The organism is Bathymodiolus thermophilus thioautotrophic gill symbiont, assembly GCF_003711265.1.
Classification (GTDB): Bacteria; Pseudomonadota; Gammaproteobacteria; order PS1; family Pseudothioglobaceae; genus Thiodubiliella.
Genome location: NZ_CP024634.1, coordinates 488,409 through 503,591 on the forward strand (window position 1 = coordinate 488,409; position 15,183 = coordinate 503,591).

General features: G+C 40.0%; 1 protein-coding gene (cut by a window edge). It reads right to left on the reverse strand.

Annotated features, from left to right (window positions below):
• Positions 1 to 15,183 carry the end of an Ig-like domain-containing protein gene (locus MS2017_RS01760; protein ID WP_122951064.1) on the reverse strand. It continues 19,560 nt past the right edge of the window, so only the last 15,183 of its 34,743 coding nucleotides appear in the window; its start codon lies beyond the right edge, outside the window — the gene reads right to left on this strand; the stop codon is at positions 1 to 3.

The following is a 15,183-nucleotide window of genomic DNA, read 5'->3' on the forward strand; positions in this document are numbered from 1 at the left end:
CTACGATAAGATATATTCACCTAGGTTACTATCAACAAGCGCCGCCACAAGCGCACTTTGAGCCGTGGCATCAACTACAGTGAGATTAATCAGCATATCTGCATCAGAATCACTGACAGTACCAGTGCTAACACCATCACTCTTAATGTAGAGTTTAACATTAGTGTCAACATCAGCATCAGCTTCAGCATAGATATATTTAGCCAAACTGGCGGCATCTGTAATATTACCATTGGTACCAGTTGTTATTATATCTTTAAGATTTAATTTATCTATTGCAACTTCAAAATCAGTAATGGTATCAGCGTTATCTTTAGTGCTGTCTGCAACAACATTATAGTTAAAGATATCTGCACCTGCACCACCTGTTATCACATCTGCACCTGCACCACCTGCAATGGTATCTATGTCTGCATTACCTGTTATGGTATCTGCACCTGTGCCACCTATGAAGTTACTTACCTCTGCATCATTTTGATATGTCGATGCTAATGAGCCATAGTTAATATTACCTATGTCGTGTGACAAGGTATTGCCACCAATGATTATAAGGAGATCGTCAACCTCACTACCTACGAAATTACCCGCCTCATCAAGGAAAAGCAGCTTATAACGCTCACCTGTTTTTAATTGGCTAATTGATAAATCTGCAAAGGTATCGGCCAAAACATCTATCTTAACACCATAAGGAATGCCATCAGGGTCAGTAGTAGTCACCACTTGATCAAGCTTTTGTTTGTAGGTTAAAACAGAGCCAGAGCTAACAAAAGTAGATATTTGATATTGAATTAAATAAGCCGTTCCATTCTCACTGCTTTTCACTTTAATACCGTCAGCTGAATCTAAAATTTTTGTTGCTTCTGCATTTATTACTGAGGGTGTGTTGTCTATTGTGATATCCGTAACAGTAATATTAGGTGCCGATATGGTTAAGTCGGTATTGTTGCCAATAGCATCTTTAAGCGTGTCAGCACCTAGTGATAATGCATTGATGGGTGATGTGATATTTGTCGTATTAATATTATCTTCAACTGCATAACTAAAGATCAAAGTGTTGGAATCAGAGCCACTTACATAAGTAGCAACTTTATCCACACCATCAATCTTAATGGTGTAAGTTGCTGGGTTTGAAGCATCTGTTGTTGTCAAGTGAACCACTTCACTCATCGTTACTTTGACAATAATTTCATCTCTGACTCTCAAGATACTTTTGGTTTCATTGAAAACGAAATTTGGATCAGTGGTGACGCCAGAACCAGTAAAGAGCTGCCCATCACCGCGTTTTTTGCCGTTAATAATAACACTGTCTATGGTTGGATCCTTGGTGTCTATCGTGACATGAACAGGATTGGTAATGCCACCAGATGTTGAAAAATTGTTTTCACGATTGGTGCTAGTCATGTTACTGGTTTTACCAATATAAGCGATATTAACATCATTTTTAAGCTGATCAATTGTTAAATCGCCACCAATGTCATTTCTTGAGGTAAGTACAACTAAATTATTCGTATTGTCGTAAGTATCCACAGCAGATTCCACTCTAATGCTGTCAATATCATATTCTTGACCCAAGTCAATTTTCACCCAGCCATTTTGTGTTTCTGCGGTATTTTGGCTTTTCATGCCAGTAGTACTTACGCCATCAACAATTGCATTTGCAGGCCAATTAAGCCAAGGAATTACACCACCCCCGACAGTTACTGCTTTTCCTAGAGCAACATTGATATCGTCAACCCATACTTCAACTTCACCAATATAGACTTGCTGTGGATTGGTAAAATTGTCTTGCTTTAATAAAATATAGCGAGCATTAGAAACAATGGCTTTTGTATTTAAATTAAGAACTTGTTCGCTGGCGTCTTTAATGGTAGCACCATTTACCAATACTATCTGATCGTCAAATGCTTCAACATCACCCTCTACTTCAAAGTTTTCTTCAATTTGATACTTAAAAATTAAGGAATTTGAGTCATTGGTTCCTGTATAAGTGGCAATTTTATTTTGACCATTAACATTAATGGCGTAAGTTATGGTTGATGTTGATACTGGTAAAGTTACAATAACATCTTTATTTATAGCAATTGTTACAACAATATAATCGTTTACCGACAATGCACTTGTTTTTACAATTGAATTACTGTCAGTAGCACTCAAGGTAACGCTTTCTATAACTGGAATTAGAGTATCTATTGTATAGTTGCTAGATTTTGTGGGTCCTGTGGCTGCGTTACCTATTGAATCTGTCCAATCAGTACCAATATGAATCATATTGCTGCTGTCCGTTATATCTTCTGTTGGCGTGAAGGTGGCGGTATAGACTGTATTAGAAGCATTGGCTGTTAAATCAGTGATAGTACCATTAGGAGAGGTAATATCAGATTCGTCAAAAATATCAGTACCTAGAATCTTGGATCCAATACCTGAGACAGTATAGTAAGTATTTCCACTGCCCCAACCTGCATTGATAAAATTTGAGGTGCTTGCTAGTGAAGAAATACGGCTTAAGTGTGCAGCTCCATCAGAAGCCCTACTAAAAATAGAGTTTGCTATGTAATCAACACCATCACCACTGGCTTTGTCAAATAAACTAACCACAAGATAGCGAGCTAAAATAGAGTCTACAGCGCCGATAATCCAGGTATTGGCTATTGCTGTGGATTTAATAACATCATCAGTGCCATAAGGGGATCCGCTACTTGAATTTTTAAAACTATCTAGGCCAGTAATAACCACATTATTTGCTTTGCCATCGTCACTCCAGTGACTTAGAGTGGACATGGTCATATTGCCTATGTTTTTCTCAACTGAAACTGCTTTACTAAAGGTAAAGGTTACTGTTGTGGTTTCACCTGTGATTAATGCGGTATCACTCATGGTAATAGTTGGCACTGGAGCCACGGCATCAACAGTCAGCGTATTAACACTTGCAGCGGCAACGGCGTCAAGGTCAAGGTTGTTACCAGCAATATCTTTCAAGGTACTGGTTCCATTTGCAGTTAGTTTGTTTGCGCTAGCGGTAATACCTTCTGTTGTATCGGTCTCACCCAAAGTAACAATGTATTCAAATACCAAAGAAGTTGAACCTGAACCTGATTTATAGATAGCTTGCCTTGCGACATCACCAATCATAATTTCATATTGCGGGGTATTGGCATCGTCACCTTTAGTAACATTGACTATTTTATCTGTTGTTAGTGTAACGGTAACCGCATCATTCCTTTTAAGGAAATTGTTTTTTGCGGTAATTGTTACAGCTGTTACAGTTGGATTTGTAGTGTCGACAATATAACTATTATCGCTTAAGGTGAGGGCAACAATATTGCCTGACATATCAATTACCCGAGCAGTTAAGGTGGTATCTGCTTCTGTTACTAAGGTGACAGCACCATTTGCGGTTGCCCATGCTGTGTGAGTGCTGTCTGTATTTTCGGCTCTTACCCAAGTTACACCATCGGCGCTGACTTGTAGTATTTCATCAGTGGCTAAGATGAGTTCATTAGCTAAGGTTAAACTAACCTTGACGACACTATTATTAGTAATACGATCATTGTCCAGTATGCCCGCATCATCACTAATAGCCACAGTGTGTGTGCCTGCTAGTGTGGACACTATTGTGTTGTCAATTATTACGCCCGAGGATTGGCTTAAACTGCTCACTATGTTGCCTGAGAAGGTGCCTGATAACTTAACTTCCACGATATATTCTTTGTCGCTATCTAGCACAGAAGTCCAACTATTGTCATTTGCCAATGTCCAATGACCATTAGCATCTACATTTATTGCATTAACTAAAGCACTGCTAACAATATGTTTGGCACCACCATTTATTGAAAAGAACTTGATTTCCAAAACAGATACTTCACTAACATTACTTAGATTTCCCACGGTACCTGTGATGACGGCAGCAGATAATTCGTTTGCATTAATATAACCATCAGTGGCATTAACATTGTTACCAGACCAAGCAACTGTTGTGCTCAAATTGACAATGTTAAATGTCCAATTACTAACATTATTAATACCTGCAAAAATATTACCTGCAAGATCTGTTAATGCACCAGAGGGAATCTCTATATAGTAAGATTTGTCATACTCTAAATCGGCGCTTGGGTTTATGACTAAGGTTTGGTTGTTTGCACCACTAATGGTTATGTTGTTAGAGAGAATATCCAGCGTTTCAAATACAACACCACTCACACTCTCTTTAATGACAATATTGCCCGTTCCTTTAGCAATGCCTTCGTCGAAGGTTGCCATAAGGTTACTATCTGGAGATATTCCACCTATGGTTTTTAAGATGATTGTAGGCATGCTTGTATCTACTGTAATAGCCAAAGTGGTAGAAATATCACTCACATTGCCAGCTATATCAGTTGCGATTGCGGTAATATTGTGTACTGAGCCAGCTGATAAATTTATATCTATGGTAAAGTTGCCATCTTCATCAGTATTTTTTGTTCCTAATGACAGTGAACCATTAAATAATTCTACTGTGACATCCTCTTCTGTTGTTCCAGAAATACTTAAACCATTGGTTTGACTAGTGATATTATCGCTGTTACTCCCTGTGTTGTCTTCATCAGCCAAGCTCAAACCTATTGGGGCGTTTGGTTTTTTGCTGTCAATGAAGTAATTGTTAGAACTTGTAATTCCTGCAGGGATATTGCCTATAGTATCTGTCCAGTTGGTGTTAATAGTGATGACATTAGTGGTATCTTCTGTGTTTGCTGCTGGAGTAAAGGTAGAGGTATAAACTTTATGAGTGCTGTCAACCGTTAAGTTGGTGATAGTACCATTAGGGGCAGTGATATCGGCAATATCAAAAGTACTAACATTAAGGCCTATAAGTTTATAGTAACTATCTCCACTCGTCCATCCTGAAAAACTTGAGGCGGTTGCCAGTAAGGCAATATCGTTTTCGCTGGCGCCTGTTTTGTATATAAACCTCTCTTGGTATTCAATGCCGCCCCCTTCTTTGTCTGTTAAAGTAAGCACAAGGTAGCGAGCTGTTCCACCCGTCATATCACCAATAATCCAGGTATTGGCTAATGTTGTGGATTTAATAATATTGTGGCTATCATCGTAAATATTGCCGTTTAGATTTACAAAACTATCAAAACCAGCAATAACCACATCACTTGCTTTGCCAGTGTTGCTCCAAGTTCTTAAGCCACTTGTGTTAATGATGCTATCAATAGCCTGTTCGGCTTTGACTGCTTTATCAAAGGTAAATGTTACTGTTGTGGTTTCACCTGCCATTAATTCAGTGTCATTTATAGTAATGGTTGACACTGGGGCAATGGCATTAACAACCAGTGTATTAACGCTTGCAGCGACAACATTAAGGTCAATGTCATTACCAGCAGCATCTTTCAAGGTGCTGGTTCCATTTACAGTTAGTTTGTTTATGTTGGAAGTAATGCCCCCTGTTGCATCAGCCTCACCCGGAATAATGGTGTATTCAAATACCAAAGAAGTTGAACCTGAACCTGATTTATAGACAGCTTGCCTTGCGACATCACCAATCATAATTTCATATTGCGGAGTATTGGCATCATCACCTTTAGTAACATTTATTATTTCATCTGTTGTCAGGGTAACGGTAACTGTATCACCTATTACAAGAAGATTGTTATTTGCAGTAATTGTTACAGCTGTTACAGTTGGTTTTACAATGTCTAAAGTGTAACTATTGTCATTCAAGGCGAGGGTAGTAACATTACCTGCTGTATCAGTCACCCGAGCAGTTAAGGTGGTGATTACTCCTGTTACCAAGGTAACGGCATCGTCTGCGGTTTCCCATGCTGTGTTAGTGTTAGTGTTGATATTTGTGGTTGTTACCCAAGTTGTACCATTAGCGCTGACTTGTAGTATCTCATCAGTGGCTAAGATGAGTGCATTGGCTAAGGTCAAACTAACCTTGACTAAGTTATTATTAGTAACACGATCATCTTCCAGTATACCCGTGTCATTACTAATGGTTACAGTGTGTGGGCCTGCTGGTGCACTTGTTATTACATTGTCAATGCGATAATTTTCGGAACTTGCGTTGTCTGTAGGAGCATTGCCCACAGTATCCGTCCAGTTAGCGTCAACAGTGATGACATTAGTAGTGTCTTCTATATTTGCTTTTGGGGTGAAGGTGGCAGTATAGACTTGATGGGCGCTATCAACCGTTAAGTTAGTAATGGTACCATTAGAAGAAGTGATGTTGGAAATATCAAAAGTACTGACATTAAGGCCTACAAGTTTATAGTAGTTATCTCCATTCGTCCAGCCTGAAAAACTTGAAGAGGCTGTTGCTAGTAAGGCAATATCGTTTTCGCTGACATTCGTTTTGTATATAAAATTCTCTTGGTATTCAATGCCACCACCACTTTTGTCTGTTAAAGTAAGCACAAGGTAGCGAGCTGTTCCACCCGTCACATCGCCAATAATCCAGGTATTGGCTAATGTTGTGGATTTAATAATATTGTGACTGTCATTGTAAACATTGCCGTTTAGATTTACAAAACTATCAAAACCAGCAATAACCACATCACTTGCTTTACCAGTATTGCTCCAAGTGTTTAAGTTGGTTGTATTAACAATGCTAACAATAGCTTGTTCGACTTTAATTACTTTATTAAAGGCAAATGTTACCGTTGCGGTTTCACCTGTTGCTAATGCAGTATCACTCATGGTAATAGTTGGTATTGGGGCAATGGCATCAACAATCAGTGTATTGACACTGGCAGCCGCAACGGCATTTGGGTTAATATTATTACCAGCAATATCTTCCAAAGTACTGGTTCCATTTGCAGTTAGTTTGTTCGCACTAGCAGTAATGCCTCCTGTTGTGTCGTTATCACCCGGCATAACGGTGTATTCAAATACCAAAGAAGTTGAACCTGAGCCTGATTTATAGATAGCCTGCCTTGTGACATTGCCAATCATAATTTCATATTGTGGGGTATTGCCATCATCGTTGCCTTTGGCAACATATATGACTTTATCTGTTGTCAATGTAACGGTAACCGTATCACCTATTATAAGCAGATTTTTACTTGCTGTAATTGCTACGGCTGTTACAGTTGGCTTTATAATGTTTAGGATATAATCATTGTTACTTAAGGCAAGAGCCGTAATATTGCCTGCCGTATCAATCACCCGAGCAGTTAAAGTATTTGCTCCTGTTACCAAGGTAACAGCATCATCTGCGGTTGCCCATGCGGTGTTAGTGTTGGTATCGGTGTTAGTGGTTGCCACCCAATTTGTGCCATCAGCACTGACTTGTAATGTTTCATCATTTGCCAAGGTAAGTGCATTTTCCAAGGTCAAACTAACCTTGACTGCACTATCATTAGTAATACGATCATTGTCCAATATGCCTGCATCATTACTAATGGTAACTGTATGCGTGCCTGCTAGTGTGCCGGTGATGGTGTCGTCAATGGTGACGATTGAGGCTTGGCTTAAGCCACTCATGGCATTGCCTAACAAAGTACCTGATAAAGTAACCTGCACGATATATGCTTTGTCACTATCCAATGCAGAAGTCCAACTAGCGTCATTAACCAATGTCCAATTGCCATCAATATCTATGCTTATTGCATTCTTTAAAGCATCGCCAACAATATGTTGTGCACCCCCATTGCCTGAAATAAACTTAATCTCTGCAATAGACACATCACTAGCATTACTTTGATTTGTAATCTTACCTGTGATAGTAGCCGCTGCCAATTCATTGGCATTGATATAACTATCAGTAGCATCAACATCAATACCAGACCAAACAACTGTCGTACTTAAACTCGCCGCACTGAAAGTCCAATCAGTAGCATTATTAATACCTGCAAAATTATTTCCTGCAACATCGGTTAATACACCAGTAGCAATCTCTATATAGTAAGACTTATTAGGCTCTAAATCAGCACTTGGATTAATAGTTAAAGTACGGTTGTCTACACCACCAATGGTAATGTTATTCCCAAGAATACTGAGTGTTTCAAACACAGTACCATCGCTACTTTCTTTAATGACGATATCACCTGTTCCTTTGGCAATGGCTTCACTAAATGTGGCAACAAGATCACTACTTGACGCTATTTGACCTGTGGTGGTTAAGGTAATTGTTGGCAAAATTGCATCAATCACTGGCAATGCAATTCCATCAATATTAGCAATACTACCATCATTCACGGTATAAGTAAATGTATTGTCTGCTGCATCTTTAATGCTTGCAACTAACGCCGCCTTTAAGGCAGTCTCATTAATGGCAGCTTGACCATTTTGGCCACTAGCCACAGTGTAAGTCAAAGTGCGCGTGGCTGTGTCATTTGTGCCAGACCAAGTTGCTGACACGCCTGTACTTGCAACAGTAAAGACAGTGCTGTTTACACCAGAAGTTAAGCCATTCACATTACCATCAAAAGTAATGGTTAAAACAATGGTATCGCCAATAGAGTTGCCGCCATTTGCGTCAAGGGTAACCGTTGGTGCAGTTAATGCATTTAGTGTGGGCGCTAAAGTATCTGGAGTATCTACCGTTAGGTTGCTCGTAGTATTGCTTAAGCCTTGCTCATCGGTCACGCTTAAGGTAACGGTTTGTGCAGATCCTGTGTAAGTTACGGCGTTGGTAACAGCATTAACAGCATCTTGTGTGGCATCGGCATTAAAGGTGATTTCTAGGTCGCCAATGTCGTCGTAACCCATTTTTACATTGGTAATCGATGAGCCCACTGTGTAGAATGCAGTATCAAAATATAAGGTGTCTGTTGTTTTGTTCAACGATTCATAAAACTGAACGCCGTTTTTAAGATAACTGATGGTGTCACCTATCCTTTGAACGCTAAAGACATCGTCGGTAGTGAAACTACCATAGTCTCCTTTCTTAGATCCGTTTTCATATATGTGGATACTATCGATAACTATATAAATTGCATAATCAATCCCTTCATAACTAACTATATCGTTATTAGCGGACAGCCCAAACATACGGTAAGAATGTGCATCTATTTCACCTGCCTGCGCAGAAACAAAACCATCATTACTTATACCAGTGGCTGAAAAACCATTACCATCGTCATTCCAACCATTCGTACCTGTTTTTGTCAGTGTGTTCCCATCTATAGTTAGTCCGCTTATTTCTGAAAAATCTGGTGTTATTGCTTTCACTATTACACCTACTGCAGTGCCGTTATAACTCACTGTTGAGTCGCTGATGGTCACTTTGTTGGCATCAGTGCCAGTTACGCTAAAAGTGGCTTCTTTCGCATTGGTAACAGTAAAGTTAACATTAAAATCTTTGTAACCACCATCTTCGGTAATAGTAATGGTTTTGCCAAATAATGAACCAGAAGCCTCTGCACCCTCCACAAGAGTTGGTGCTTTGGCGTCAACTATTATTGTATTCGTACTCTCTGCTGGTGTAGTTACTGTTGCGGCATTGTCTGCAATATCTTTTATGGTGCCACTGTTTAGTAATAAGGCATTTGTAGTAGCCGTTATGCCTGTTGTTGCATCGGTAGTATCACCTGTTGCTACTGTGTAAGTGAATACCAAGGTATTGCCGCTGCTAGAACCCGATACATAAGTAGCGACTTTGTTGTCACCACCTATGTTAATAGTGTAGGTGGGCATACCAGTTACCAAGATGGCTTCACTCATAGTAGCAGTGACAACAATTTTATCACCGGCTACCAGTGTGCTGGTCTTAGCAGTATCTGAACTATCTGTTGCACTGATGACGACGGTGCTGACTGTGGGGGTGGCGGTATCAACGGTAATTGCTAAGGCACTGGAGGCTAAACTCACATTGCCTGCGGTATCACTCGCTTTGGCGGTGATAGCATGAGCAGTAGCTGTCAATGTAATTTCTTTTGAAAAACTAGTCGCACCCATAGCAACGATAACGGTACCTAACGAGGTGCTACCACTGAATAACTCCACACTTGTAGTGCCTGTTTGTATGGTGCCTTCAATGGTCAGAGTGGTTTTGTTGGTGATGTTGTCGCTATCAGATGAGCCGGTATCGTTTGCTGTTATTAAATTCAGGGCTGTTGGTGCTGTTGGTGCTGTGGTATCAATTGTTACTGTACCCGCAGAAGCAGTTGAAATATTGCCTGCAATATCAACCGTATAAACCTTGTATTCACCATCAACTAAATCAGTTGCCGCTAAATCAGTTGCAGTATCAACAGTTGCAATAGTAACTTTGTTTACTTTGTCTGCCAATGCAAAGGCGTCAAGGTTAGCTTGAGTAGTATTTGCATTAACTGTTATTGAACTGTGAACCAAATATGCCGTGCCAGTTTCAGAACTTTGAACAGATATATTACCTGTATTTTTAGTTGCAACTGTGGTGTTTAAAGTTGCAGAAGATCCAGCAGTGTCTAAGGTGTAATCATTGTCACTTAAGGCAAGAGCCGTAACATTACCCGCCGTATCAATCACCCGAGCAGTTAAAGTATTTGCACCTGTTACCAAAGTAACAGCATCATCTGCAGTTGCCCATGCGGTGTTAGTGTTGGTATCGGTGTTGGTGGCCTCTACCCAATTTGCACCATCAGCACTGACTTGTAGTGTTTCATCATTTGCCAAGGTAAATGCACTGGCTAAGGTTAAACTAACCTTAACTGCGCTGTCATTAGTAATACGGTCATTGTCCAATATACCTGTATCATTGCTAATAGCAACCGTATGTGTACCTGCTAGTGTCGCTGTTATTGTATTGTCAATGGTTACGCTTGAGGTTTGACCTAAGCCACTCATAGCATTGCCTAACAAAGTACCTGATAAAGTAACTTGCACGATATATGCTTTATCACTATCCAATGCAGAAGTCCAGCTAGCATCATTAACCAATGTCCAATTGCCATCAGTATCTATGCTTATTGCATTCTTTAAAGCGTCACTAATAATATGTTGAGTGCCTCCATTGTCTGAAACAAACTTAATCTCTGCAATAGACACATTGCTAGCATTACTTTGATTTGTAATCTTGCCTGTGATAGTAGCCGCCGCCAATTCATTAGCATTGATATAACTATCAGTAGCATCAACATCAGTACCAGACCAAACAACTGTCGTACTTAAACTCGCCGCACTGAAAGTCCAGTCAGTAGCATTACTAATGCCTGCAAAATCATTTCCTGCAACATCGGTTAACACACCAGCAGCAATCTCTATATAGTAAGATTTGTTAGGCTCTAAATCAGCACTTGGATTAATAGTTAAAGTTCGGTTGTCTGCACCACCAATGGTAACATTATTCCCAAGAATACTGAGTGTTTCAAACACAGTGCCATCGCCACTTTCTTTAATGACAATATCACCTGTACCTTTGGCAATGGCCTCACTAAATGTAGCAACCAGATCACTACTGGATGCTATTTGCCCTGTGGTGTTTGTAGTCATTGTAGGGGCAACCGTATCAACCGTAATAGCCAAAACAGCAGAAGCATCACTGGTATTGCCCGCCGTATCCGTTGCTTTTGCAGTAATATTATGCGTTGTGTCAGCACTTAAATCTATATCTTTAGAGAAGTTACCACCATTATCAGCCGTCACAGTTCCTAATGAAGTTGCACCATTAAATAACTCTACTGTGGCATTTGCTTCTGCAGTTCCAGAAAGGGTTAAAGCACTGGTTTGGCTAGTAATATTATCATCGTTACTTCCTGTGTTACTACTATCAGCCAAACTTAAACCTGTTGGCGCACTTGGATTTGTCGTGTCAATTGTCACTGTACCTGTTGAAGCAGTTGAAATATTGCCTGCAATATCAACCGTATAAACTTTGTATTCACCATCAACTAAACCAGTTGCCGCTAAATCAGTTACAGTATCAACAGTTGCAATAGTAACTTTGTTTACCTTGTCTGCCAATGCAAAGGCGTCAAGGTTAGCTTGAGTAGTGTTTGCATCAACTGTTATTGAACTGTGAACCAAGTATGCCGTTCCAGTTTCAGAACTCTGAACAGATATATTACCTGTATTTTTAGTTGTAACCGTGGTGTTTAAAGTTGCAGAAGACCCAACAGTGTCTAAGGTGTAATCATTGTCACTTAAGGCAAGAACCGTAACATTGCCAGCCGTATCAATCACCCGAGCAGTTAAAGTATTTGCTCCTGTTACCAAAGTAACAGCATCATCTGCAGTTGCCCATACGGTGTTAGTATTGGTATCAGTGTTGGTGGTTGCCACCCAATTTGTGCCATCAGCACTGACTTGTAGCGCCTCATCAGCACTCAAAGTGAGTGCACTAGCCAAAGTTAAACTAACTTTGACCGCACTGTCATTAGTAATGCGGTCATTGTCCAATATACCTGTATCGTTACTAATGGTAACCGTGTGTGTGCCTGCTAGTGTCGCTGTTATTGTATTGTCAATAGTTACGCTTGAGGTTTGCCCTAAGCCACTCATGGCATTGCCTAACAAAGTACCTGATAAAGTAACTTGCACGATATATGCTTTGTCACTATCCAATGCAGAAGTCCAACTAGCATCATTAACCAATGTCCAATTACCATCAGTGTCTATGCTTATTGCATTCTTTAAAGCATCACTAATAATATGTTGTGCACCTCCATTACCTGAAATAAACTTAATCTCTGTAATAGACACATCGCTAGCATTACTTTGATTTGTAATCTTACCTGTAATGGTAGCAGCCGCCAATTCATTAGCATTGATATAACTATCAGTAGCATCAACATCAGTACCAGACCAAACAACTGTCGTACTTAAACTCGCCGCACTGAAAGTCCAGTCAGTAGCATTACTAATGCCTGCAAAATCATTTCCTGCAACATCGGTTAACACACCAGCAGCAATCTCTATGTAGTAAGACTTATTAGACTCTAAATCAGCACTTGGATTAATAGTTAAAGTACGGTTGTCTACACCACCAATGGTAATATTATTCCCAAGAATACTGAGTGTTTCAAACACAGTGCCACCACTTTCTTTAATGACAATATCACCTGTACCTTTAGCAATGGCCTCACTAAATGTAGCAACCAGATCACTACTAGATGCTATTTGTCCTGTGGTATTTGTAGTCATTGTAGGGGCAACCGTATCAACCGTAATAGCCAAAACAGCAGAAGCATCACTGGTATTACCTGCCGTATCCGTTGCTTTTGCAGTAATATTGTGCGTTGTGTCAGCACTTAAATCTACATCTTTGGAGAAGTTACCATCACTATCGGCTACCAGAGTTCCTAATGAAGTTGCACCATTAAATAACTCTACTGTGGCATTTGCTTCTGCAGTTCCAGAAAGGGTTAAAGCACTGGTTTGGCTAGTAATATTATCATCGTTACTTCCTGTGTTACTACTATCAGCCAAACTCAAACCTATTGGCGCACTTGGATTTGTTGTGTCAATTGTCACTGTACCCGTTGAAGCAGTTGAAATATTGCCTGCAATATCAACCGTATAAACTTTGTATTCACCATCAACTAAACCAGTTGCCGCTAAATCAGTTGCAGTATCAACAGTTGCAATAGTAACTTTGTTTACCTTGTCTGCCAATGCAAAGGCGTCAAGGTTAGCTTGAGTAGTGTTTGCATCAACCGTGATTGAACTGTGAACCAAATATGCCGTGCCAGTTTCAGAACTTTGAACAGATATATTACCTGTATTTTTAGTTGTAACCGTGGTGTTTAAAGTTGCAGAAGACCCAACAGTGTCTAAGGTGTAATCATTATCACTTAAGGTAAGAGCCGTAACATTGCCTGCCGTATCAATCACCCGAGCAGTTAAAGTATTTGCTCCTGTTGCCAAAGTAACAGCATCATCTGCAGTTGCCCATGCGGTATTAGTGTTGGTATCGGTGTTGGTGGTTGCCACCCAATTTGTGCCATCAGCACTAACTTGTAGCGTTTCATCATTTGCCAAGGTAAGCGCATTTTCCAGGGTCAAACTAACTTTAACCGCACTATCATTAGTAATGCGATCATTGTCCAATATGCCTGCATCATTGCTAATGGTAACTGTGTGTGTACCTGCTAGTGTACCTATTATTGTATTGTCAATGGTTACGCTTGAGGTTTGCCCTAAGCCACTCATGGCATTGCCTAACAAAGTACCTGATAAAGCAACCTGCACGATATATGCTTTATCACCATCCAATGCAGAAGTCCAGCTAGCGTCATTAACCAATGTCCAATTGCCATCAGTATCTATACTTATTGCATTCTTTAAAGCATCACTAACAATATGTTGCGTACCTCCATTACCTGAAATAAACTTAATCTCTGCAATAGACACATCGCTAGCATTACTTTGATTTGTAATCTTACCTGTAATGGTAGCCGCCGCCAATTCATTAGCATTGATATAACTATCAGTAGCATCAACATCAGTACCAGACCAAACAACTGTCGTACTTAAACTCGCCGCACTGAAAGTCCAGTCAGTAGCATTACTAATACCTGCAAAATCATTTCCCGCAACATCGGTTAACACACCAGCAGCAATCTCTATATAGTAAGACTTATTAGACTCTAAATCAGCACTTGGATTAATAGTTAAAGTACGGTTGTCTACACCACCAATGGTAATATTATTCCCAAGAATACTGAGTGTTTCAAACACAGTGCCACCACTTTCTTTAATGACAATATCACCTGTACCTTTGGCAATGGCCTCACTAAATGTAGCAACCAGATCACTACTGGATGCTATTTGCCCTGTAGTATTTGTAGTCATTGTAGGGGCAACCGTATCAACCGTAATAGCCAAAACAGCAGAAGCATCACTGGTATTACCTGCCGTATCCGTTGCTTTTGCAGTAATATTGTGCGTTGTGTCAGCACTTAAATCTACATCTTTAGAGAAGTTACCACTATTATCAGCCGTCACAGTTCCTAATGAAGTTGCACCATTAAATAACTCTACTGTGGCATTTGCTTCTGCAGTTCCAGAAAGGGTTAAAGCACTGGTTTGGCTAGTAATATTATCATCGTTACTTCCTGTGTTACTACTATCAACCAAACTTAAACCTGTTGGCGCACTTGGATTTGTCGTGTCAATTGTCACTGCACCCGCAGAAGCAGTTGAAATATTGCCTGCAATATCAACTGTATAAACTTTGTATTCACCATCAACTAAACCAGTTGCCGCTAAATCAGTTGCAGTATCAACAGTTACAATAGTAACTTTGTTTACTTTGTCTGCCAATGCAAAGGTGTCAAG